Genomic DNA, 22,470 nt, shown 5'->3' on the forward strand with positions numbered 1-22,470 from the left:
CAGCCCCTTTGCACGGCTCGGGTGGGCCCCGTCATGGTCGTGAAGGCGCCGTACCCCGTCAAGGCCGCGCGCACGCGGTCCGACCTGTGGAAATGCGAGACTGACGGGCGGGTGGCGAGAACTCGACGCCCTCGGTACGGATCAACGGCACCGTCGGTACGGATCAACGACACCGCCGACGCGGATCGATCCGTGTCGATACGGGACAGGCCGGGCGGGACACGGAGGCGGACGATGGACGAGGCACGGGCACGGGACGTACTGACCGCCGCGGGAGTACTGTCCGGCCCGGCACGGGAGGCGCGCCTGCTCGCCCTGGGCGAGAACGCGGTGTTCGCCGCCGGTGACCTGGTCGTCAAGGTGGGTCGCGACGCCGAACTCCTGGACCGGGCCCGGCGCGAACTGGACATCGCGACGTGGCTGGCGGAGGCGGACGTTCCGGCGGTGCGGGCCGCCGAATCGAAGCCGCTGCTGGTGGAAGGGCACCCGGTGACCGTGTGGCACCGGCTGCCCGACCCCGTACGGCCCGCCGAGCCACGGGATTTGGCCGAACTGCTACGGGTCGTGCACGCCCTGCCCACGCCTTCCTTCGCGTTGCCGCCCCGTGAGTTGCTGGGGGGTGTGGAGCGCTGGCTGCGGCTGGCGGGGGACGCGGTCGACGCGGCGGACGGGGCGTATCTGCGGGAACGCCGGGACGGCTTCGCGGCGGCCGCTGCCGCCCTGTCTCCTCATCTGCCGCCGGGTCCGATCCATGGGGACGCGCTGCCGCGCAATGTGCATGTCGGGCCGGACGGACCGGTGCTGGTGGACCTGGAGACCTTCTCGGCCGATCTGCGCGAGCACGACCTGGTGGTCATGGTGCTCTCCCGCGACCGGTACGGGCTGCCCGAGACGGCCTACCGGTCGTTCGTCGAGGCGTACGGCTGGGATGTGCGGGAGTGGGAGGGGTGCTCGGTGCTGCGCGGGGCGCGGGAGACGGCGAGCTGCGCCTGGGTGGCCCAGCACGCGCCGAGCAATCCGAAGGCGTTGGCCGAGTTCGAGCGGCGGGTGGCGTCGCTGCGGGACGGGGACGAGACGGTGCGGTGGTATCCGTTCTGAGCGTCGATGCTCCGGGGTCGGCCGGTCCCGGCCGGTGCGGTGGTGCCCGTTCTGAGCGTCGGCGCTCCGAGGTCGGTCGATCTCGGCCGGTGCTGCGGCTAGGCGTCGTTCTTCCGGCGCACCATCTCGGTGATCCAGACCGGCGCGAACGGTGAGGTGCAGCCCGGGGACGTCGGGTAGTCCTTGAGCACCTCAAGGCGCTCGCCGATGGCGAGGGCACGGGTGCGGTGCTCGGCGTGCTCGATCCCGATCTGCGCCAGGCAGTGGTTCATCGCCCACTGGAGCCGGTCCGGGGCGTCCTTCATCTCCGCCTCGATGGTGTCGAGCAGCCCGGGGAGGTCGAGGCCCGCGGGCTTCTTCGCCACGCGCTCGGTGGTCAGTGCCCAGCCGGCGCTCGCGACGACGGGATCGGGATCGGCGAACCACGCCACCCGCAGCTCCTCGGCGTGCGGGCTCTTCTTCACCACGTAGTTCACGAGCCAGTCGTGCACCTTGGGGGTGCGCGCGTCGCGGACCATCGTGTCCAGCTCGTCGCGTTCGAACGCCTTCGGGCGGCAGATCAGCAGCGCCAGCAGCCTGGCGGCGGTGTCCGCGGTCGCCCAGAGCCGGCGCGCCAGCTCCTGCTGGGTCTTCAGCCGCTTCGCGAGCGCGCGCAGCTTGCCGAGGTTCACGCCGTGATCGTCGCCGTGCTTCTCGTTCACCGCGCGGATCCTGGGGTCGTCGAGCTCGGCCAGTTCGGCCAGCACCTCGGCCACCGTCGTCTCGGTCAGCGCCGTCTCGGCCACCTCGGTCTCCTGTCCCTCATACGCGGGATTCAGCCTACGCCGGAGAGCGCCGCGCCATGGTGGTCGCGCGGGCGGCGTCACGGCCATGGGCTTCGGTCCCGCGACCTGCCAGCATGAGCAGGCTCGACCCGGTCCGCGTCCGGGTACACCAAGCTCTACCCCAACTACCTCGGACGCGTCGCACCGCGGGACCGGGACCTGGTCCTGCCCTCGCTGATGAACAGCCTGGCCCTCGTCGGCACCCGCGACGACCGGCGCACGCGCATCACCGCCCTGGAACATGCAGGCGTCGACGAACTCCTCATCCACCCGGTGATCGACCCGCCCAGCGAGATGACCGAACTCGCCGCTCCACCAGAGCACCGCGGCGGAAGACCGCCCCCTCGTTCGCCATGCCGCCGATCAGTGCCTCGCCCTCAGCCGTCATGACGATCACGCTGTCGCCGGGAAGCGACAGGCGCTCAAGGTCCCGCGTCGCGGATGGTGCGAGCGGCACGGCTCAGCTCGGTGAGGACGGTGCGGACGGCTGTGCGGGCCGTGCGTTCGGGGCGGTAGAGCGCGTCGATGTGGCGCCTGGCCTGGACTCCGCTCAGTGGCTTCAGGACCAGCGCCGGATGCGGGCGCATCGTCCAGCGCGGGATCAGGGCGATGCCACCCCCGGCCGCCACGACCTCGGCCACCACCGCGAACTCGTTGATGCGGTGGGCGAGATGGGGACGCCGGCCGGCCGCCGCGGCGATGGCCTCGATGACGGCGAGCACCGGGAAACCGTCGTGCACGGTGATCCACGGTTCGTCGGCCACGTCACGCGGGGTGACACGGCGCTTGGCGGCCAGCGGATGGTCGGCGGGCACGGCCACGTCGAGCGGCTCGCGCAGCAGCGTCGTCGTGGCCACCGTGTCCGGCCAGGGCGGGGCGTGGTCCAGACGGTGGGCGAGGACGACGTCGTACTCCCTGGTCAGGCGCGGAAAATCCTCCTGCGGTACGTCCTCGTCGGCGAGTCTGGGCACCGGTCGGTCCGGCCCGGCGAGCGCGCGGAGCAGCGGCGGGAAGAAAGCGGAGCCCGCGCTGTGGAACGCCGCCACCGACACCTCCGCGTCCGGCCGCCCGAGGAACTCCTCGACGGTGTGCCGGGCCCGCGCGAGCGCCGTCTCCACCTCCACGGCCGCTCCGGCCAGCGCCTGTCCGGCGTCGGTGAGCACCAGCCGACGGCCCTGCCGCTCCGTGAGCGGCACCGGGATGGCGCGCTGGAGCAGCCGTAGCTGCTGGGAGATCGCCGACGGGGTCACCAGCATCGCCTCGGCGACGGCCGTGACGCTGCCCAGTTCGCCGAGCTCCCGCAGGATCCGCAGCTGCCGTTCGTCCATGGCGTCAGTGTAGGGACGATGTAGTCCGGCTAAATGATCGTTTTAGAAGCTGGTACTGGGCTTCATGGATGCTTCCGGTGCACCGTAGGCGGGTGTCCGACCTCCGCCGTACCGATGCGGTACTCCTCCTTGTCGCACTCGTCTGGGGTTCCAGCTATCTCTCGGCCCAGACGGCGACCGCCGCGCTGCCCGTCCTGCTGGTGCTCTTCGCCCGCTACTCCCTCTCCGCGCTCGCGTGTCTCGGTGTGGTCGCCGCCCGGCGGGGCGGGGCGCGCCGGTGGACCCGTGACGAGCTGCGGGCCGGTGTGCCCCTGGGGCTGACCCAGGCGGCGGTCCTGGTCGTGGAGACGTACGGCGTCGCCCACACCAGCGCCGCCAACGCCGGCCTCATCATCAGCCTGACCATCGTCCTCACCCCGCTCCTCGACCGCGGCGGCCACCGCGGCGCGCCGCCTGCCGCGTTCTTCGCCGCGACCGGCCTGTGCGTCCTGGCCGTCGGGCTGCTGATGTCCGGCAACGGCTTCCACGCGCCGCGCCTCGGCGATCTGCTGATGCTCGGCGCCGCGGTGATCCGGGCCGGGCATGTCGTGCTGGTCGGCCGCTTCACCGCCGGCCGGGCGGTCCGCCCGCTCCAGCTGACCACGGTGCAGACCCTCGTCGGCACCGCCCTGTTCCTGCCGGTCGCCGTCCTCGACCTGCCGATGCTGGTCCACGCGGACCCGGCGACCTGGGCCCAACTGGTGTATCTCGCCCTGTTCTGCAGTGTGTTCGCCTTCCTGGCGCAGACCTGGGCGGTGCAGCGCACGTCCGCCAGCCGGGCCAGTCTGCTGCTGGGCACCGAGCCGGTGTGGGCCGTCGCGGTCGGCGTGGCCCTCGCCGGCGACCACCTCACCGCGCTGACCGGTCTCGGGGCGGCTCTGATGGTCTCCGGCACGTACTGGGGGCAGGCGGTGGAACGCGCGCACCGCGCCGCACCCGACCCCGCACCGCCCTCGCCGTCCCTCCCGCCGCGCACCTCGCCCCCTGTCCCGCCCGACCCCCTCGAGAAGGACTCCGCATGCCCGACCGCCCCGACGCCGGCATCACCCACCACGACACTTACCAGCACTTGATCTCCCTGCTCGACTCCTCCTGCGTCGACTACCACCTCATCGACCACGCGCCCGAGGGCTCCACCGAGGCCGTCTGCGCGCTGCGGGGGCACCCGGCCTCCGAGGCCGCGAAGTGCATCGTGCTGCGGGTCAAGGTGGACCGGCGCACGACCCGTCATGTCCTCGCGGTCGTCCCCGGGGACCGCCGGGTGGACCTGGACGCCGTCCGGACGCTGTTCGACGCGCGCTACGTCGGTTTCAGCGACGCGGAGACCGCGGAGCGGCTGGCCCGCGCCGTCCCGGGCACGGTCCTGCCGTTCAGCTTCGACGACGACCTCGAAGTGGTCGCGGACCCGGATGTCGTGGCCCAGCCGAAGCTGTACTTCAACGCGGCCCGCCTGGACCGCTCCCTGCTCATCTCGGGTGCCGACTACGAGCGGCTGGCCAGGCCCCGCGTCGAGCGCGTCGCGACACCGGCGTAGGCGGGACTGCCCGGCGGACGGGCCTGAACCTGCCCGCCCGGCGCTCCTCAGACCGACTCGCCCGCCACCCTCTCGCCGGCCGGCTCCCGCAGTGGCCAGGTGCCGTCGACCACCGCGGTCGCGTCGCCCTTGCGGCGCAGGAAGCTCTGGAAGTCCGCCGCCCACTCGGCGTACCACTCGATCTGGCGCAGGTGCAGCTCCGCCGGGCCGAGGGCCGCGATCTTGGGGTGGCGGCCGCCTATCGCACAGGCCAGCCGGGCCGCGGCGAGGGCGTCGGCGGAGGCGTCGTGGGCGGCGTCGAGTGCGATGCCGTACTCCCGGCAGACCGCTTCGAGGTTGCGCTTGCCGCGGCGGTAGCGGTCGGCCCAGCGGTCGATGGTGTACGGGTCGATGACCGGGGCGGGATCCACGCCGCCCAGCCGGTCGCGCAGGGACGGCAGTCCGTAGCGGCGCAGTTCGGCGGAGAGCAGGCTCAGGTCGAAGGCCGCGTTGTAGGCGACGACCGGCACGCCCGTCTTCCAGTACGTCACGAGGACGTCGGCGACGGCGTCCGCGACCTGGTCGGCGGGGCGGCCCTCGGCGGCCGCGCGTTCGTTGCTGATGCCGTGGACCGCGACCGCGTCCGCCGGGATCTCGACTCCCGGATCGGCCAGCCATTCCTTGCGCCCTATGGGCTGCCCGTCCCGGACCTCGATCACGGCGGCGGTGACGATGCGCGCCTCGCGCGGATCGGTCCCGGTCGTCTCCAGGTCGAAGCCGATCAGCAGCTCACGGTGCCAGCCCATGGGCGGTCCCCCTTCTTGGTGGTGCGTTCCCCCAGTGGTCTCCACCTTCCCATGGGCCACTGACAATCAGAGGACCGCGTTCCGCTTCGCCCGCGGGACGGTTCAGGACACCGGTCGCGAATCCGCCCACATGAGCTCGAACTCCTCGCGATACGTAGGGAAAAGCCCGCCTTCGTCCATCTCGCCCGACTTGACCACCCGGCTTCCGTTGCGCAGCACCAGGACCGGCGCCTCCAGTCCGCGCATCCGGCGCAGATAGGTCTGCACGACCGCGATGCCGTCGGAGCCGTCGCCGTCCACGAGGTAGGCGGTGAAGCGGGGCGTCTCGTCGAAGACCTGGATCTCGAAGGCGCCCGGGTCCCGCAGCCGGGACCGGACCCGGCGCATGTGCAGGATGTTCATCTCGACGGCGCGGCTCAGCTCGCCGCGCTTGATGCCGAGTTCCCGTTCACGCCGCTTGACGGCGCTGGAGGCCGGGTTCAGGAACAGCAGCCGCACCCGGCAGCCCGACTCGGCGAGCCGCACCAGCCGGCGGCCCGAGAAGTTCTGCACGAGCAGGTTGAGGCCGATGCCGATGGCGTCGAGCCTGCGGGCGCCGCCGAAGATGTCCTCGGCCGGGAACTGGCGCAGCAGCCGCACCCGGTCGGGGTGCACGGCGACCACGTCGGCGTACCGGTCGCCGACCAGGTCCTCGACGGCGTCGATGGGCAGCCGGCGCGCGGATGGCACGTCGCCGCCCGTGCCGAGGATCTCCAGCAGCCGCGCCGAGGCCCGTTCGGCCTGGTTGAGGACCGCCTCGGACAGGGCGCGGTTGCGGGAGACGACGTTGCGGGTCACTTCGAGCTCGTCCAGGGCGAGTTCGACGTCCCGCCGGTCGTCGACGTACGGCTCGAAGCACGGCCAGTGCTGCACCATCAGCTCGCGCAGCTGCGGCAGCGTGAGGAAGCTGAGGACGTTGTCGTCGGCCGGGTCCAGCAAGTAGCCCTTGCGACGGCTGACTTCGCGTACGGCGACCGCGCGCTGCACCCACTCCTGGCCGGCCGGGCCGGCCGCCGCGACGACCCAGTCGTCGCCGTGGACGGGTTCGTAGATGGGGCGCACGACAGCGGCCACGACCGCGCGCAGCCGCTGTTCGACGAGGTTCAGCCAGATGTAGGCCCGGCCGGCTCGCTGGGCGCGGGTGCGCACCTCGAGCCAGGCCTCGGTGTCCCAGTCCAGCTCCGGGCCGATGGAACTGGTCTCCATCGGCCGGGCCAGGGACACCGTGCCGGGCGGGACGTCTGCGGAGTTCCCCTCGTGACCCTCGTCACCAGGGGGCAACTCCAGGCCTCCCGAGCCCACCCGCGCACCGCCTTCCGCTCCCCCGAGCATCCCCGTCCCAACGATCAAGGAAGGGTACTCCGGGAGCGGTGGGCGGTGCAGCCCGATGGACAGGGTCGTTTCTCAACTGTCCCGGCCGACGTGCCCGTTGATGCCCTTGAGGTCCGCCGGAGTGAGCGGATTCATAGCGGTCACGTCACGCGGGGCGATCGAGAAGCCCTGCCAGTGGACCGGCATCGGCTGCTGGTCCTCGTCGCGCACGATGTGGTGGAAGCCCACGTTCATCCAGACGATGGGGTGGGTGAGGGTCTGCCCGTTGACCCACTTGTCGACGGAGTCGGGGTGTCCGGCGGCGCAGGCGCCCAGGTTGCCGCTGGCGTACTGCTCACACTTGTTGTACTCGGTGAAGTACACGTCGTGGTTGGTGAAGGGGCGGCCCGGATACTTCGTCTGGGCGCCCGGGACGAGCTCGTACGAGCGCGCGTGCCCGTCCTTGTTCTTGCCCGACCGGCTGACCACGCGCCACCAGCGCATGTTCTTGGCGTCGCCCGCGAGTTCCTTGGTGACCTTCGTGAGCGTCGTCTTGTTGGTCGGCCCCCGGTCGCCGGCGGCCGGGCTGACCTTCGAGTCGTACTGCTCGACCCGGGTCTTGGAGGAGCCGTCGAGGCCGAAGTCGAGCCGCCAGAAGACGTTGTGGCTGTGGCTGTCGGCGTAGTCCTTGGCGCCCTTGCCGATGGGCCAGCCGCGGCCGTCACCGGAGTCGTAGTCCTCCGGGGCGAGGCTGCCGGTCGCGCCGACGTTCATGGTCATGGTGCCGTCGTCCTGGAACCGCCACTCGGTGATGTACTCGTACCAGCTCACCTTGTTGACGGTGTAGAGCAGCAGGTCCTTGCCCTGGGCCTGGTAGGTCTTGCCGACGTTCCCGTTCGGCGGCTCGGTCTGCAGGTGGTAGGCGTGGCCGCGCGAACGCGTCGTGGCGCACAGGCCCTTGACGTTCTGCGAGGCCGAGTACATGGGCTCGCGGACCTTGACCGTCTTGATGGTGCCGCCGGGGCATTCGGCGGGCTTCATGTTCAGCAGGCCGTTGCCGAAGTTGTACTCGGTGACATCGTTGTACTCGGCGTTGCCGTCGTCGTACGGCACATGGATCTGGGCCAGCTTGGCGCTGTTGAGGACCTTGATGGGCTTGGCCTCGCCGGGCGGCTGGTAGGAGATGTCCTCCAGGACGACACCGGAGGTGCTGTTGAAGCGCCAGCACATCCGCCAGGTGGTGCCGGTGGAGAGCTTCTGCTCGATGCGGTAGGCCGCGCTGCAGGCGGGTGCCGGGGCCGCGGCGGCCTTGGGCTGGGCCGCGGCCGGCCCCGCCCCGGTCGTCGCGCCGGCGGCCAGCGCCGCCAGGGACAGACCGAGGGCCGCCCGCCTGCGGGCACGGCTGATTCTGTTGACGCGCATGAAGAGGTGACTCCCTTACAGGAGGTGCGGAGTTGGAGGCGTGAACGGAGGCCGGCTCAGCCGAGCCGGATCACCTTGCGGGCGCTCAGGTCGATCACGAAGTCCCGGGCGTCGATCCACGGGCCGTTCTTGACCTTCGGGAACAGCCGGGTGCAGCGGTGCTCGCCGCACTTCTCGACCGACACCGACCCGCCCGGAGCGGCCCGGTACACCATGCCGCTCAGCTGGAGCTGGTCGTCAGACGTGAGCTCCTTGCCGGTGGCGTCCTTGTAGTCCGCCTTCAGATCGGCGCCCAGCGGGTCGGCGATCAGCAGCCTGGCGGCCTCGGCCTGCTCGGCGAGGCTCAGCGGCGGCTGCACGCCGCGCTGGGTGGCGGTCCGCTCGACCTTGCCGGTGTCGAGGTTGACGGTCCTGGTGACGAGGGTGTCGTCCTGGTAGTCGTAGACCGTCACGTCGGCGCGCCGGGGCGCGCTCGCGTCGTCGACCTCGTCGGCCTCCGGCTCGGCCAGCTGGACGTCGATGCGCTGCGGGCCGCGCGCGCCCCTGACGTTCTCGCTGCGGTCGATGAGCTGCCGGTTCACCGCGAGCTTCTCGACCCGCGCGATCTCGTCGTCGGTCAGCGGGTCGTTGCCCTTGCCGCGGTCGCCCTCGGCCGGCGCCTCCTCGACCACGCCGGGCTGCACGGCGGCGGCGGCGCCGTCCCGGCCCTGCGCCGACTGCTGGGCCGACCGGCCGCTGCCGTCGGTCCCTCCTGTCGTGTCCGCCCCTGCCGTGCCCGGCAGGGTGATTCCGATCATCACGGCGGTTCCCGCCACCGCGATGGCCGCACCCGCCACCACCTTGCCCAGATGGCGGTGCACTATGTCGCGCACATCTTCCCCCTACTCCCCCAACGTCCACGGGAGTACGTGTCTGCCCCACTGGTTCGGCATACGTCGTATGCACTGGTCGGCCGGTAAGAGGGACGTAAGTCATAGGTGGTTCCATCACTTTCGGGGAGACTCGACGTCAAGGCGCCCCCGACGGCGCGCTCCAGCTGAAAGAGTCGTGTCCATGCAGGTCTGGCCTGGAGAGGCATATCCACTCGGTGCCACCTACGACGGCGCCGGCACGAACTTCGCGGTCTTCACGGAGGCCGCGGACCGAGTAGAGCTGTGTCTGCTGCACGACGACGGCTCGGAGACGGCGGTGGAACTGCGGGAGAGCGACGCCTTCGTGCGGCACGCGTACGTGCCGGGCGTCATGCCGGGACAGCGGTACGGATTCCGGGTGCACGGCCCGTACGCCCCGGAGCGCGGTCTGCGCTGCAACTCGGCGAAGCTGCTGCTGGACCCGTACGCCAAGGCGATCAGCGGCGCGATCCGCTGGGGCGAGGAGGTGTACGGCTACCACTTCGACGCACCCGACCGGCGCAACGACCTGGACTCGGCGCCGCACATGATGTCGTCGGTCGTGGTGAACCCGTACTTCGACTGGGGCGACGACCGCCGCCCGCGCACCGAGTACCACCACACGGTGATCTACGAGGCCCATGTGAAGGGCCTGACGATGCGGCACCCGGGGCTGCCGGAGGAGCTGCGCGGCACCTACGCCGCCCTCGCGCACCCGGCGCTCATCGAGCACCTCACCGAGCTGGGGGTGACGGCGCTGGAGCTGATGCCGGTCCACCAGTTCGTCAACGACCACCGGCTGGTCGACATGGGCCTGAACAACTACTGGGGCTACAACACCATCGGCTTCTTCGCCCCGCACAACGCGTACGCCTCCTGGGGCGACCGCGGCCAGCAGGTCCTGGAGTTCAAGTCGGCGGTACGGGCGCTGCACGAGGCCGGTATCGAGGTCATCCTCGACGTGGTCTACAACCACACCGCCGAGGGCAACCACCTGGGCCCCACGCTGTCCTTCCGGGGCCTGGACAACCCGCAGTACTACCGGCTCACCGACGACCCGCGCTACTACATGGACACCACGGGGACCGGCAACTCGCTGCTCATGCGGTCCCCGCACGTGCTCCAGCTGATCATGGACTCGCTGCGGTACTGGGTCACCGAGATGCACGTCGACGGGTTCCGCTTCGACCTCGCGGCCACCCTGGCCCGGCAGTTCCACGAGGTGGACCGGCTGTCGTCGTTCTTCGACCTGGTGCAGCAGGACCCGGTGGTCTCCCAGGTGAAGCTGATCGCCGAGCCGTGGGACGTGGGCGAGGGCGGCTACCAGGTGGGCAACTTCCCGCCGATGTGGACCGAGTGGAACGGCAAGTACCGCGACACCGTACGGGACCTGTGGCGGGGCGAACCGCGGGCGCTGGCGGAGTTCGCGTCCCGGCTGACGGGCTCCTCCGACCTGTACCAGGACGACGGGAGGCGCCCGCTGGCCTCCATCAACTTCGTGACCTGCCACGACGGCTTCACGCTGCACGACCTCGTCTCGTACAACGACAAGCACAACCACGCCAACGGCGAGGACAACCGGGACGGCGAGAGCCACAACAGGTCCTGGAACTGCGGGGCGGAGGGCGAGACCGACGACCCGGCCGTCCTGGAACTGCGCGCCCGCCAGATGCGCAACTTCGTCGCCACGCTGATGCTGTCCCAGGGCGTGCCGATGCTGAGCCACGGCGACGAGTTCGCGCGCACCCAGCACGGCAACAACAACGCGTACTGCCAGGACAGCGAGCTGGCCTGGGTGAAGTGGGGCGACACCGGGGACGGTGCCGAGGAGGGCGAGAGCGGGCTGCTCGCCTTCACGCGCGCGATGGTGTGGCTGCGGCGGGACCATCCGGTCTTCCGCAGGCGGCGCTTCTTCCACGGGCGTCCCGTGGAGGGCACGCACGACGACCTGTCGGACATCGCGTGGTTCACCCCGCAGGGCAAGGAGATGGCCCAGCGGGACTGGGACAGGGCGCAGGCGTCGGCACTGACGGTGTTCCTCAACGGCAACGCGATCTCGGAGCCGGGCCCGCGCGGGGAACGCATCAGCGACGACTCGTTCCTGCTGATGTTCAACGCCTCCCCGAAGCCCCTCGACTTCGTCGTGCCGGTCGACCACGGCCGTCAGTGGCAGGTGGTCGTCGACACGGCCCGCGCGGACGGGGTGCCGCCGGGGACGGGCCCAAAGGTGCAGGCCGGGGAGCGGTTGACGCTGGTGGACCGCAGCATGACGGTGCTGCAGCGGCCGGTCTAGACCGGCTCACCCGGCCGAGGGGCGGATGCCGGCCGGGCGGGTTCGCGCGCGTGGCGGACGCTTTCGGCGGTGCGTCCGGTGTACGACTCCGGGCGCGCCGTCAGCGCGATCAGACCGGCGAGCGCCGCGGCGAGGCTCCCCGCGCCGAACGCCGCCGCGGGGCCGTAGGACTCGGCGAGCCGGCCCGTGCCGGCGACGGCCAGCGCCTGCCCGCCGACCAGTGCGCTCGTCGCCACCGCCATCGCCTCGGCGAGCCGCGCGGGCGGCACCACGCGCTCGGTGAGCCCGAACACCGTGATGAGGTGCGGGGCGTAGGCGACGCCCAGGACGACGACGGTGGCGTAGAGGGCGATGAGGCTCTCCGTCCACAGCAGCGGGAGCGACAGCACGCATGCGGCGGCGGTGGCCACCCGCCAGCGCGTGGTGAGTGCGACGCGGGCGGGCACCGCGGCCATGGAGAGCCCGGCGACCGCGCTCATCACTCCCATGGCGGCGTACACGAGCCCCGCCTGGTCCGGCTGTTCGAGGCGCTCGGTGAGGGCGGTGATGCCGGCTTGGCATGCGCCGAACATGGCGCCTTGGAGGGCCAGGGCGGCTCGGAGGGAGTGGACGGAGCGGGGGATGCGGGGTAGGGCGGGGGCGGGTCGTCCTGGCGGGGGCGCGGGGACGGCACCGGACCGTCGTTCCGCCGCCGTGGCTGCGGACTCCGACCGTATCGCCGGCGCCGTGGCGATGGACTCCGGCCGTGTCACCGCCGCCGTCCGATGCAGCGCGAACCCCGCGCCGCACAGGGCCACCAGCACCGCGGCTCCACCCAGCGCGAACCCCGGATGCGCGGTCACGGCCGCCAGCCCGACCAGGGCGGGCCCCAGGACGAAGGACACCTCGTCCAGGGTGCTCTCGAAGGAGAGCGCGGCACCCACGGTGGAGTCCCGGACCCCGGCGCCGCGCGCGAGGGCGACCAGACGTGCGCGTGCCATCGGCCCGATCTGCGGCACCGTGGCCCCGGCCGCCGCCCCCAGCACGGCCAGGATCGCCGTGGGCAACCCTGCGAGCGCGCCGAGGACCAACCCGGCGATCGCCAGGGCGTTGGCGAGGCAGCAGGTGAGGACGACCGTGCGCTGGCCGTGGCGGTCGGCGAGCCGGCCCACCAGCGGCCCGCACGCCACCTGGCCGACGGCGAGCGCGCCGCCGGTGAGGCCGGCGGCGGCCAGGGAGCCGCTGGTCCGTGCGACGAGCAGCACGCTGCCGAACTGGATCGTGGCGGTCGGCAGCCGGGCGAGGAAGGACATCACCGGCAGCAGCGGCCCGGTCAGGCCGATCACCTCCCGGTATGCCGCCGATGTGCCGCGCCGTCCACTGCTCCCCGTCTCTCCCATCGCTCGAAGCTAGGCGCGCGCGTGGGCCCACGTGGAGGGGACGATGACACGAAGGGCGGCAGGGCGGGTACGTAGGTTTCCATGACACCTGAGCGACCTGACCCGATGGTGCCGACCGCCACCTACCGGCTGCAGTTGCAGCCCGCGTTCCCGTTCGAGGCCGCGGCGGCGGCCGTGCCGTACCTGGCCTCGCTCGGCGTCTCGCATCTGCATCTGTCCCCGGTCCTGGAGGCGGTTCCGGGGTCGGGGCACGGCTATGACGTCGTGGACCACGCGCGCGTGCGTGAGGAACTGGGCGGTGAGGACGGGCTGCGCGCGCTGGCGCGGACCGCGCGTGAGCACGGGCTGGGTCTGGTGGTGGACATCGTGCCGAACCACATGGCCATGGCCCCGCGCCACAACCGCGCGCTGTGGGAAGTGCTGCGCGAGGGCCCCGAGTCGCCGTACGCGCGCTGGTTCGACATCGACTGGAAGACGCAGGACGGCCGGGTGCTGCTGCCGGTGCTGGGGCGGCCGCTGGGCGAGGAGCTCGCTCACCTGGAGGTGGACGGGGACGTCCTGCGCTACCACGACCATGTGTTCCCGCTGCGCGAGGGCACCGGGGAACTGCCGCTGCCGCGGCTCCTGGACGCGCAGTGGTACCGCCTGGCGTGGTGGCGGCTGGCCCGTACGGAGCTCAACTACCGGCGGTTCTTCAGCATCTCCGAGCTGATCGGGGTCCGGGTCGAGGACCCGGAGGTGTTCGACGCCACGCACGCCAAGATCCTCGAACTCCTCCACGAGGGCGTGATCGACGGCCTTCGCATCGACCATCCCGACGGCCTCGCCGACCCCGACGGCTATCTTCAGCGCCTGCACGAGGCGACCGGCGGACGCTGGACGGTCGTGGAGAAGATCCTGGCGGACGGCGAGCATCTGCCGGCCTCCTGGCCCGTCGCGGGCACCACCGGCTACGACGCCCTGCGGTACGTCGACGGCCTGTTCACCGACCCGGCCGGGTTCGGGGAACTCCTCGGCCAGTACCGGCGGTTCGCGGCCCCGCAGACGGACCGGGGCGGCGACTGGGAGGCGACGGTGCGGCGGGCGGCGTACAAGGTGCTCACGCACGAGCTGGCCACGGAGGTGGACCGGCTGACGCGGGTGGCGAGCCACCTGTGCGCCACGTCCCCGGAGCCCGCGCTGCGCGACCGGGCGCCCTGGGCGCTGCGCATGGCGCTCGAGGAACTCCTCGTCCGGCTGGAGGTCTACCGGCCGTACGCCTCCGGTGACGCGGCCCGCGTGGTCACCGAGGAGCATGCCGCCGAGGCCCGACTCGCCTTCGTGGTGCCCGAGGAGGCGGGCGCGGTCGACGTCGTGCGCGACCTGGTGCTCGGGCGCTTCGGTGACGGTCCGGAGCACGTGGAGTTCCGGACGCGGTTCGCGCAGACGGCGTCGGCGCTGCGGGCCAAGTCCGTGGAGGACACGGCGTTCTACCGCCATGTGCCGCTGCTGTCGGCGACCGAGGTGGGCGGCAACCCGGGGAGCCCGGCGGTCTCGCCGGACGGGTTCCACGCGTACTGCGCGCGCGTGCAGCGCGACTGGCCCGGGACGGGGACGGTCGTGTCGACGCACGACACCAAGCGCAGTGCCGACGTACGGGCCGCGCTGGCCGTGCTCACGCAGTGCCCGCAGTGGTGGGCGGACGTGCTGACCGAGGTGACCCGGGACGGCGAGGGCGTCCCGGACGCGCAGTTGGCGTGGGCCGCGTGGCAGACGGTGTTCGGGCTGGGCGCGGCGGACGTCGACCGGGTGCAGGGAGCGCTGTTGAAGCATGTGCGCGAGGCCGGGCTGTTCACCAGTTGGACGGAGCGGGAGCCGCCGTACGAGGAGGCGGTGGCGGCGTTCGTCGCCGCGGGGCCGTGCGGTGCGCCCGGCGAGCGCGTGGCGGCCTTCCGGAGCCGTCTGGAGCCGCACGTGCGGGCGAACGTGCTGGGCATGGCCCTGGCCCAGTTGACGATGCCGGGTGTGCCGGACGTCTATCAGGGCACGGAGGGCGAGTACCGGGCGCTGGTGGACCCGGACAACCGCCGGGTCGCCCGGTTCCCGCACGAGGACCCGGGGGAGAAGGGCGCGGTGACGACGGCCGCGCTCAGGCTGCGCAGGCGGCGCCCGGAGGTGTTCGGCGACTCGGCGTCGTACGCGCCCTTGGCCGCCGAGGGCCCGTCGGCCGCCCACTGTGTGGCCTTCACGCGCTCCGGAGAGGTGGTCACCGCCGTGACACGGCTGTCGCTGCGGCTGGCGCGGTCGGGTGGCTGGGGCGAGACCGTGCTGCCGTTGCCGCCGGGGCGGTGGGCCGATGTGCTCGCTCCGGAGCGGGAGTTCACCGGGCACGCGCGCGTGGCGGAGTTGTTCGAGCGGCTGCCGGTGGCGTTGCTCGAACGGGTCGGCGTGGAGGCGGCGGGGTGAGGCGGGCGCGCGCACGGGGCGTACGGCCGCGTGGCGCGCCGTGGCCTCGTGCCCGCGACCGGCTCGGGCCCCGCGTGCGCTCCCGGGGCTCGGGGTGGGCAGCCGGCGTGTGGTGACGAGCGTCGAGGCCCGCCGCACGCCCGGGTTCCCGGCACGCATCGGTGCAGGACACGGGTGGGCGAGCGCGTCGGCACGGACCCGGCAGCCCCGGCTGACGCCGGTCGATCCCGCCGTCCGGCGGTCAATGCACCTGGGCGCCCCCGGGAGCCTCCCCCATGAACTCCTTGACAGGTAAACCAGGCCGTGGGGTACTGCGGATTGCGAGCCGGGCGGACGTGACGGGGGTGAGTCTCCTGCCGGAGCTGCGCTACCCCACCCTGACCGAACTGGTCCTGTCCGCCCGCGCCCTGGCCGCCCACCGGCCGGGCCTGTGCACGCTGAGACAGGTGGGGGCCTCCCGGGCGGGCAGGCCCCTCCACCTGCTGTCCATCGGTCACGCCCGACGCGCCGTGCTGGTGGTCGCCGGGGCGCATTCCAACGAGCCCACGGGCGGCCCCACGCTCCTCGCGGTCGCCGAACGGGTGCTGCACGAGCGGGAGTTGCGGGCCGACATCTCCTGGCACTTCCTGCTGTGCGCGGATCCCGACGGGGCGAGCCTGCATGTCACACCGGCGCCCCGCACCCTGCTGGACTACCACCGCGGCTTCTTCCGGCCCGCGGCCCCGGAGCAGCCGGAGTGGGCGCCGGCCACGCTGCCGCCCGACCGGCTGCCGCCCGAGACACGCGCGCTGACCCGGGTCATCGACGAACTGCGCCCCTACCTCCAGGTGACGCTGCACGGGACGGACCTGGGTGGCAGCTGGGTGCAGTTGACGAAGGACGTGCCCGGGCTCGCCGAGCCGTTCGCGAAGTCGGCGGCGCAGCTGCACATCCCGGTGGAGACCGGCGCCTCGGACGCGGCCGGCTGGCCCGCGTCGGGGCCCGGCGTGCACGTGATGCCGGCGCCGGGCGCGGGGGCGGCGTATCCGAGCATGCCGGACGACGCGCGCAGCAGCACCTGGTACCACGTGCACCGGTACGGCGGGCTGACCGCGGTCGTGGAGGTGCCGATGTGGGCGAGCGACCTGGTGGACGACCCGGCGCCGCATCCGGCGCCGGCCAGGGCGATGCGACGGCTGGCGGCCCGGCTGCGGCGGGACTCGGTGGAGGTGGAGCGGGTGCTCACCGAGGCGCTCCCCCGTCTGGACGGGGTCGACGGGCCCTTGCTGCGGGCGTCGAAGTGGGCGCTGGAGCTGGTGCCCGGCCTCGCCGCCGACTGGACGCACACGCCGCCCGCCGACAACACCATGGCGTACGTCGGGAGCGTGGACGCCTTCGGGCGCCGGCTGCCGCTGCGGGCGGCGGCCATGCTGCTGCGCGTCCTTCAGGAGGCCGACGACCGCGGGGCGCAGCGCCTCGAACACCTGGTGGCGACCTGGAGCGATGCCTTCGCCGAACGTTTCCGCGCCCGCTGGGTGCCCCTGGAGCACCAGGTCGAGCACCAGTCCCGGACGGTCGTCGCGGCAGCCCTGCACGCGCGCGACGGGGCGGCGTGAGCCGCACGGCCGTGGAGGGGCCGGTCGGCGCGAGCCGTGCCGCCTACGCGCGCGTGCGGCCGTGTGGCCTACGGCGTCAGCCGTCCAGCGCGAACACCGAGCCCGTCCGCGCGCCCATCGCGCAGCCGTTGGCGAAGGTCTCGCGGTACTCGACCGGCCGGCCGTTCCACTCCCCGCGCGCCTGGACGGTCACCGGCGCGTAGATCATCGGGCAGAACGCGTCCACCGTGCGGAGCCTGCTGATGTCACCGCCCACCCGCTCCAGGTCCGCGCAGGCCTCGGCCGCCTTCCCGTGGCCCTGCGGCGGGTCGCACAGCAGCAGCGTGCCGTGCGGGTCGCCGTGACGGGCGTCGCCCCGGGTGACCGTCAGGTAGAGCCAGCTTCCCGGCTGGGGTTCCTGGACCGCCGCCCGCGCCGGAGCCGCGCCGAGGAGGAGCATGGCGGCCGTCGCCAGCAGGCCGCCCCGTACCGCTTTCGCCGTGAATGAAATCGTCATTCCTGATGCATCGGCACGGCTGCCCCGGCATTCCACCCCGACTCACCCGAACGGGAGCACGCGGGCGCGTGCCGCCCGGCGAGTTCGAACGCGGCGAGCACGACCCGCGCCTGGTACTCCACCTGGCGGGCGACCGGTATCCAGCGCGCCCCGCAGCCGTCCCGGTAGTCCTCGCACCACTCCTCGATGAGCGGGTCCAGCTCGGGCAGCACGCCGGCCGGGTCGCGCCCGGCTGCCGTCACGAGCTGGTGCAGCAGCCCCGCGGTCCGCAGCGCGAGGCGTCGCCCGGCGATGCGCAGGGCGGCCAGGTGGGCGGTGCTGAGCGGAGGGAGGGGGTGTACGCCGACCGGGTCCGTGACGTCGGGGTCCCAGGTGTCGGCGAGCCCTGGGCAGACCAGTAAATAGTCGTCGACCGGGGCGAGCAGCCGGGCCGTCTCGGGTCCGGCGGGCAGGTGCGGCCGCAGGCGTGCCAGCAGCCCGTTCAGGACGCCGGTGTCGTGGCGCAGGGTGTGGCTCACCCGGCGCAGGACCGTTTCCTCATCGGCGTGCGGGGCGCCGTCCTCCACACCGGCCACACCCCACATGGGCGCCTCGACGACCGCGGTGACCGTGCCGTGCCGGTACGGGTGGAACCACGTCGACTCGACGGCCGCCTCGGTGATGGCGGCGGCCAGGTCGCCTCGGCGGGGCCTCGGGATCCGGTAGACGGCGGGGCCCAGTTCCGGCCAGTACAGGGTGTCGTAGGGGCCGAGCTCGCGCGGGATGCCGAGGCGGGCGGCGGTGTGGGCGACGCGCTGGGCGAGGCCGGGCAGGTCGTGGGTCAGCTCGACGAAGCCTCCGCCGACGTCGACGCCGTGCAGGGAGCACTGCAGGAAGGGCCGCAGTTCGTCCTGGAGTTCGAGCAGCGCGCGAGTCTCGGGCAGCCTGGCCCGGTCCGCGCCGTCCGGCAGCCATTCGGGCTGCTCCAGGAAGCCGGGCCGGAAGAAGTGCCGGAAGTAACCGGAGAGGGCGTAGGGGCCGTGCAGCCAGCCCTCGTTGCGGCGCAGGCCGTCGGGGTCGAGGCAGAGCAGCAGGTTCCAGGTGGCGTCGGCGCCCTCGTGCAGCCTGGGGTCGGCGAGCACCCGTTCGGCCAGCCGGAGCACGGTGGCGCCGCCGACCGGCTCGTTGGCGTGCGGACCGGCGACCACGAGGGCCTGACGGCTGCCGTGGCCGACGGACAACAGCCACAGGGGCGTGCCCGCGCGGGACGTCCCGACGCGGCGCAGACGCGCGTCGCGGGGGCGGCGGGCGACGAGCGCGGCGGCCCGGGCGCCCAGCTCGTCGACGGTCGGGTAGCGGAGGAGGGGCGGCAGGGCACACCTCCACAATGCGGTGCCGTCGGTTCACCTGATGTGCATGGTGTACGCACAGTCAGTCACGAGTTGACGACCACGTCAACACCACAGAGGGCAAAGGGACTTGAGTCAACACTTCAACCAAGGGGCAGGCCAGGGCTGGGACAGGGCTCAGTTCGCGGCGAGCCGGAACGAGATCCGGCCGAAGCCGACCTGGTCGCCCTCGCGGACCACGACGGCACCGATGACGCGGCGGCCGTTCACCGTGGTGCCGTTGGTGGAGCCGAGGTCGCGCAGGACCCACAGGCCGCCCTGGTGACTCAGTTCGGCGTGCACCCGGGAGACCGTCTCGTGGGTCAGCCGCAGCCCGTTGAGGGGGTCGCGGCCGATGCGCAGGGGGTGGCCGGCCGAGGGGTGGGGCAGCAGCAGCTTGGGCAGCCGCTCGGCCTGCCATGCCCGGCGCAGCCGTACGGTGAAGCCGGAGACCGCCTCGACGGTGCCGAACACCAGACGCGACAGACGGCTCTCGGAGGGCAGGTCGGCGGTGAGCGCGGCGAGCTCGTCCGCGCGGCGGGCGGAGAGCGCGAGTTCCATGCGCCGTACGAACGTGTCGTGCGACAGCCGACCCATGGCGACGCCGTCACGGAGCACCTTCAGCGCCTTGTCGCGCTCCACGTCGGAAAGCCGCGCGGGGTACGTGTTGAACTCGAAGGACGACGTCACGTCGCTGATTGTCGGTCAGCGAACCCCCGGTGTCCAGAAAACGGGGAAACGGCCACCACGCGCGCGTGATCGACAGGACCGGTCGCGACACCTGCCGCAAAAGGGAAGATTCAAAAGCGGATTGATCTCGTTTGAAGCACCATGGACGGGCTACATCACGGTGAGCAGACGAAGGGGAACCGTCCGTGCAGTTCGAGGTGTGGGCACCGCAGGCCGACCGTGTGACGCTCCATTGCGAGGGCGACACGCGCACGTTGGAGCGCGATCCCGATCGCGCGGGATGGTGGCGGGGGGAGGCGGAGGCACGGGACGGCACACGGTACGGCTTCGCGCTCGACGACGGCCCCGTGCTGCCCGACCCGCGCTCGCGCCGGCAGCCGGACGGCCCGGACGGGCTGAGCGCGGTCGTCGACCACGGGCGGTTCGAGTGGCGTACCGAGTGGGCGGGGCGGCCGTTGCCCGGAGCGGTGCTGTACGAGCTGCACGTGGGCACGTACACGCGTGAGGGCACGCTGGACGCTGCCGCCGAGCGGCTCGGGCATCTCGTCGAACTGGGTGTCACCCACGTCGAGTTGATGCCGGTGTGCCCGTTCCCCGGCCGGCACGGCTGGGGGTACGAGGGCGTCTCGCTGTGGGCGGTGCACGAGCCGTACGGCGGTCCCGAGGCGCTGAAGCGCTTCGTCGACCGTGCGCACGGGCTGGGCCTGGGCGTGGTCCTGGACGTGGTGCACAACCACTTCGGCCCGTCGGGCAACTATCTGCCCGCCTTCGGCCCCTACCTCACGGACAAGCACCACACCCCCTGGGGTTCGGCCGTCAACCTGGACGCGCCCGGCTCCGACGAGGTGCGGGCGTACCTCCTTGAGAGCTCGCTGGCCTGGCTGCGGGACTACCGGCTCGACGGGCTGCGGCTGGACGCGGTGCACGCGCTGAAGGACACGCGCGCGTGCCACTTCCTGGAGGAGCTGTCGACGGCCGTCGACGCCCTCTCCGCCGACCTCGGCCGGCCACTGTCCCTGATCGCCGAGTCGGACCTGAACGACCCCCGGCTCATCGCCGCGCGCGAGGACGGCGGCCTCGGTCTGCACGCGCAGTGGAACGACGACTTCCACCACACCCTGCACACCGCGCTGACCGGCGAGTCCCAGGGCTACTACGCCGACTTCGCGCGCGCCCCCATGGCGGGCCTCGCCAAGACCCTCACCGGCGGGTACTTCCACGACGGCACGTACTCCAGCTTCCGGGGCCGGCGCCACGGTCGCCCGCTGGACCGTACGCGCGTGGCGGCGCACCGCCTCCTCGGGTACGGCCAGACCCACGACCAGGTCGGCAACCGGGCCCAGGGCGACCGGCTCGCCGCCCTGCTCTCCCCCGGCCTGCTGGCCTGCGCGGCCACGCTGACGCTGACCGCGCCGTTCACGCCGATGCTGTTCATGGGCGAGGAGTGGGCCGCGGGCACGCCCTGGCAGTTCTTCACCGACCACACCGATCCCGAGCTCGCCGAGGCCGTACGGCGGGGCAGGCGGCGGGAGTTCGCGGAGCACGGCTGGGCCGAGGAGGACGTGCCCGACCCGCAGGACCCCGCGACCCGGGACCGCTCCTGCCTCGACTGGTCCGAGCTCGACGGCGAGCCCCACGCGCGCGTGCTGGACTGGTACCGCCGTCTCATCGCCCTGCGCCACGAGCAGCCCGACCTCACCGATCCGGACCTGGCCGACACCAAGGTGGCCTACGACGAGCGGGAGCGCTGGCTCGCCTTCCGCCGCGGTGACGTACGCGTGGCCGTCAACCTCGCCAAGGAGGCGGCGGCCATCCCGCTGGGACCGCGCCGGGCCACCGTACTGGCGGCGTGGGAGCCGGTGGAGGCGCCGGGTGCGGACGGGGTGCTGCATGTGCCCGGGGAGTCGGGCGTGGTGCTGCTGCAGGGCTGAGCGGGGCGTGCCTTCTGGGCGGGCGCGCCCCCTAGAGCTCGTCGGCCCCGTCGTCGTCCTCCCTGAGCTCGGTCACCCGCTCCAGCAGGATCGCCTCCCACGCGTGCCGCAGTTGCAGCCGCAGCAGGGGGAGCGGTGCCTCGCCCTTGCCGTCGAGGCGGTCCGCGAGGCGCAGGAGCGCGTCGCAGCGGGCGAGCCAGAGGCCGCGCAGGCAGGGGCGGGCGCCGTAGCCGGCGAGGGTGGCGGCGCGGACGGCTGCCGGGGAGCCGACGGTGAGGGCGAGGCCCGCGATGTCCTCGGCGGGGTCGCCGAGGACGGTGTCGGCCCAGCCGAGGACGCCGCGCACCCGGCCGTCGGCGCTGACGACGAGGTGGTCGCCGGTGAGGGCGTGGTGGACGAGGACGGCCGTGCCGGGCTGGGCGGCGAGCTGGACGGCGGCCGGCTGGGTGAGCTGGCGCAGCCGGGCGGCGTCGAACTCGTCGGCGTCGGCGAGGCGCGCGGCGGGGCGTTCGGCGGCGCGGCGCAGGGCCTCCAGGGAGCGCGGTGCGGTGCGCGGCACACCGAGGGTCTCGGCCTGCCGTGCCGGTACCTCGCGCAGCCCCGTGAGCAGCCCGGCCAGGTCGGCCTCGCCGAGGGCGGACACGTCGTGCTCGCCGCCGGCCCCGCCGGGCACCTTGGTGTCCAGGGTGTAGGGCAGCCCGGGCGCCCACTCGCCGTGCGCGACGCTCGTCGGCACGGTGACCGGGACATGCGGGCGGACGAGGTCACGCAGCCGCAGTTCGCGGCGCTGCCGCACGGCGGCCCCCCGGTCGGGGGCGAGGCGCAGCACATGGCGGGTGCCGACCAGCCAGGTGGCGGGTTCGGCGCCCGGGGCGGCGGGCCGGACCTCGGGTCCGGCCGAGTCGTCCACGCCGTTCTTGAGCAGGGAACGGACCAGTCGGCGGACGGTGTCCGCGGTGGGTGTCGGTGCCTGGGTCATGGTCGCGCCGTCGTCGCTCGGGGGT

18 protein-coding genes and 1 pseudogene are annotated in these 22,470 nt (G+C 72.9%); 7 read left to right on the forward strand and 12 right to left on the reverse strand.

Going from position 1 to position 22,470, the window contains the following annotated elements; genetic code table 11:
• Positions 1–234 precede the first annotated feature (234 nt).
• Positions 235–1,098: a phosphotransferase gene (locus tag ACFZBP_RS04150; RefSeq protein ID WP_391409754.1), complete on the forward strand. Its 864-nt coding sequence runs from the start codon at positions 235–237 to the stop codon at positions 1,096–1,098.
• A 98-nt stretch (positions 1,099–1,196) separates the two neighbouring features.
• On the opposite strand, the gene ACFZBP_RS04155 is transcribed toward ACFZBP_RS04150, so the two are convergent.
• From ACFZBP_RS04155 to ACFZBP_RS04165, 3 genes and pseudogenes are all read right to left on the reverse strand, one after another.
• Entirely contained in the window at positions 1,197–1,868 is a 672-nt protein-coding gene (locus tag ACFZBP_RS04155) for a DNA alkylation repair protein (protein WP_391410348.1), read from the reverse strand.
• Positions 1,869–2,229: 361 nt separating this feature from the next.
• A pseudogene (locus tag ACFZBP_RS04160) lies at positions 2,230–2,310 on the reverse strand (aminoglycoside phosphotransferase family protein); the annotation flags it as partial.
• Positions 2,311–2,344: 34 nt separating this feature from the next.
• Entirely contained in the window at positions 2,345–3,250 is a 906-nt protein-coding gene (locus ACFZBP_RS04165) for a LysR substrate-binding domain-containing protein (protein ID WP_391409756.1), read from the reverse strand.
• Between the two features lie 92 nt (positions 3,251–3,342).
• Here ACFZBP_RS04165 and ACFZBP_RS04170 point away from each other — a divergent pair, with 92 nt between their 5' ends.
• On the forward strand, positions 3,343–4,362 hold the full coding sequence (locus ACFZBP_RS04170) for an EamA family transporter (protein ID WP_391409758.1): 1,020 nt from the start codon (positions 3,343–3,345) through the stop codon (positions 4,360–4,362).
• A complete protein-coding gene (locus ACFZBP_RS04175; protein WP_383446210.1) occupies positions 4,308–4,823 on the forward strand; it encodes a YbaK/EbsC family protein in 516 nt (171 codons plus the stop codon). Before ACFZBP_RS04170 ends, ACFZBP_RS04175 begins: the two co-directional genes overlap by 55 nt.
• Positions 4,824–4,870: 47 nt before the next feature.
• On the opposite strand, the gene ACFZBP_RS04180 is transcribed toward ACFZBP_RS04175, so the two are convergent.
• The 4 genes from ACFZBP_RS04180 to ACFZBP_RS04195 form a co-directional block, all read right to left on the reverse strand.
• Positions 4,871–5,608 carry a 3'-5' exonuclease gene (locus tag ACFZBP_RS04180; RefSeq protein WP_383446207.1) on the reverse strand — a complete coding sequence of 246 codons (738 nt, stop codon included), beginning with the start codon at positions 5,606–5,608 and terminating at the stop codon, positions 4,871–4,873.
• Positions 5,609–5,710: 102 nt separating this feature from the next.
• Positions 5,711–6,979, reverse strand: a complete 1,269-nt coding sequence (locus ACFZBP_RS04185; RefSeq protein WP_383447089.1) for an SAV2148 family HEPN domain-containing protein — start codon at positions 6,977–6,979, stop codon at positions 5,711–5,713.
• Between the two features lie 72 nt (positions 6,980–7,051).
• A complete protein-coding gene (locus ACFZBP_RS04190; protein ID WP_391409761.1) occupies positions 7,052–8,380 on the reverse strand; it encodes a copper amine oxidase in 1,329 nt (442 codons plus the stop codon).
• 56 nt (positions 8,381–8,436) lie between these two features.
• The gene (locus tag ACFZBP_RS04195) at positions 8,437–9,252 is read right to left on the reverse strand and encodes a Tat pathway signal sequence domain protein (RefSeq protein ID WP_391409763.1); all 816 of its coding nucleotides are present in this window, start codon (positions 9,250–9,252) and stop codon (positions 8,437–8,439) included.
• A gap of 181 nt (positions 9,253–9,433) precedes the next feature.
• Between ACFZBP_RS04195 and glgX the strand changes: the two genes are divergently transcribed.
• Positions 9,434–11,563 carry a glycogen debranching protein GlgX gene (gene glgX, locus ACFZBP_RS04200; RefSeq protein ID WP_383446192.1) on the forward strand — a complete coding sequence of 710 codons (2,130 nt, stop codon included), beginning with the start codon at positions 9,434–9,436 and terminating at the stop codon, positions 11,561–11,563.
• Here glgX and ACFZBP_RS04205 read toward each other — a convergent pair.
• Entirely contained in the window at positions 11,560–12,942 is a 1,383-nt protein-coding gene (locus tag ACFZBP_RS04205; protein WP_391409766.1) for an MFS transporter, read from the reverse strand. The genes glgX and ACFZBP_RS04205 overlap by 4 nt on opposite strands.
• Positions 12,943–13,023: 81 nt before the next feature.
• On the opposite strand from ACFZBP_RS04205, the gene treY reads away from it, so the two are divergent.
• Positions 13,024–15,387: a malto-oligosyltrehalose synthase gene (treY, locus tag ACFZBP_RS04210; RefSeq protein WP_391409768.1), complete on the forward strand. Its 2,364-nt coding sequence runs from the start codon at positions 13,024–13,026 to the stop codon at positions 15,385–15,387.
• 344 nt (positions 15,388–15,731) lie between these two features.
• Entirely contained in the window at positions 15,732–16,982 is a 1,251-nt protein-coding gene (locus ACFZBP_RS04215; RefSeq protein WP_391409770.1) for a M14 family zinc carboxypeptidase, read from the forward strand.
• Positions 16,983–17,058: 76 nt separating this feature from the next.
• On the opposite strand, the gene ACFZBP_RS04220 is transcribed toward ACFZBP_RS04215, so the two are convergent.
• The 3 genes from ACFZBP_RS04220 to ACFZBP_RS04230 form a co-directional block, all read right to left on the reverse strand.
• On the reverse strand, positions 17,059–17,478 hold the full coding sequence (locus ACFZBP_RS04220) for an SSI family serine proteinase inhibitor (protein WP_383446178.1): 420 nt from the start codon (positions 17,476–17,478) through the stop codon (positions 17,059–17,061).
• On the reverse strand, positions 17,475–18,845 hold the full coding sequence (locus ACFZBP_RS04225) for a M14 family zinc carboxypeptidase (protein WP_391409772.1): 1,371 nt from the start codon (positions 18,843–18,845) through the stop codon (positions 17,475–17,477). The genes ACFZBP_RS04220 and ACFZBP_RS04225 overlap by 4 nt, the downstream gene beginning before the upstream one ends.
• A gap of 138 nt (positions 18,846–18,983) precedes the next feature.
• Entirely contained in the window at positions 18,984–19,535 is a 552-nt protein-coding gene (locus tag ACFZBP_RS04230) for an FHA domain-containing protein (protein WP_383446172.1), read from the reverse strand.
• A gap of 185 nt (positions 19,536–19,720) precedes the next feature.
• Between ACFZBP_RS04230 and treZ the strand changes: the two genes are divergently transcribed.
• A complete protein-coding gene (treZ, locus tag ACFZBP_RS04235) occupies positions 19,721–21,466 on the forward strand; it encodes a malto-oligosyltrehalose trehalohydrolase (RefSeq protein WP_391409775.1) in 1,746 nt (581 codons plus the stop codon).
• Positions 21,467–21,497: 31 nt separating this feature from the next.
• Here the strand turns inward: treZ and ACFZBP_RS04240 are convergent, their stop codons facing one another.
• On the reverse strand, positions 21,498–22,445 hold the full coding sequence (locus tag ACFZBP_RS04240; protein ID WP_391409777.1) for a phosphotransferase: 948 nt from the start codon (positions 22,443–22,445) through the stop codon (positions 21,498–21,500).
• Between the last annotated feature and the right edge of the window lie 25 nt (positions 22,446–22,470).

The organism is Streptomyces sp. NPDC008086 (assembly GCF_042957325.1).
Lineage (GTDB): Bacteria > Actinomycetota > Actinomycetes > Streptomycetales > Streptomycetaceae > Streptomyces.

What these genes read in the sequence shown, in the direction of transcription:
- ACFZBP_RS04185 (WP_383447089.1), bottom strand. Translation starts at nt 6,979, where the DNA reads ATGCTCGGGGGAGCGGAAGGCGGTGCGCGGGTGGGCTCGGGAGGCCTG.
- ACFZBP_RS04150 (WP_391409754.1), top strand. Translation starts at nt 235, where the DNA reads ATGGACGAGGCACGGGCACGGGACGTACTGACCGCCGCGGGAGTACTG.
- ACFZBP_RS04220 (WP_383446178.1), bottom strand. Translation starts at nt 17,478, where the DNA reads ATGACGATTTCATTCACGGCGAAAGCGGTACGGGGCGGCCTGCTGGCG.
- glgX (WP_383446192.1), top strand. Translation starts at nt 9,434, where the DNA reads ATGCAGGTCTGGCCTGGAGAGGCATATCCACTCGGTGCCACCTACGAC.
- ACFZBP_RS04180 (WP_383446207.1), bottom strand. Translation starts at nt 5,608, where the DNA reads ATGGGCTGGCACCGTGAGCTGCTGATCGGCTTCGACCTGGAGACGACC.
- ACFZBP_RS04165 (WP_391409756.1), bottom strand. Translation starts at nt 3,250, where the DNA reads ATGGACGAACGGCAGCTGCGGATCCTGCGGGAGCTCGGCGAACTGGGC.
- treY (WP_391409768.1), top strand. Translation starts at nt 13,024, where the DNA reads ATGACACCTGAGCGACCTGACCCGATGGTGCCGACCGCCACCTACCGG.
- ACFZBP_RS04205 (WP_391409766.1), bottom strand. Translation starts at nt 12,942, where the DNA reads ATGGGAGAGACGGGGAGCAGTGGACGGCGCGGCACATCGGCGGCATAC.
- ACFZBP_RS04175 (WP_383446210.1), top strand. Translation starts at nt 4,308, where the DNA reads ATGCCCGACCGCCCCGACGCCGGCATCACCCACCACGACACTTACCAG.
- ACFZBP_RS04190 (WP_391409761.1), bottom strand. Translation starts at nt 8,380, where the DNA reads ATGCGCGTCAACAGAATCAGCCGTGCCCGCAGGCGGGCGGCCCTCGGT.
- ACFZBP_RS04240 (WP_391409777.1), bottom strand. Translation starts at nt 22,445, where the DNA reads ATGACCCAGGCACCGACACCCACCGCGGACACCGTCCGCCGACTGGTC.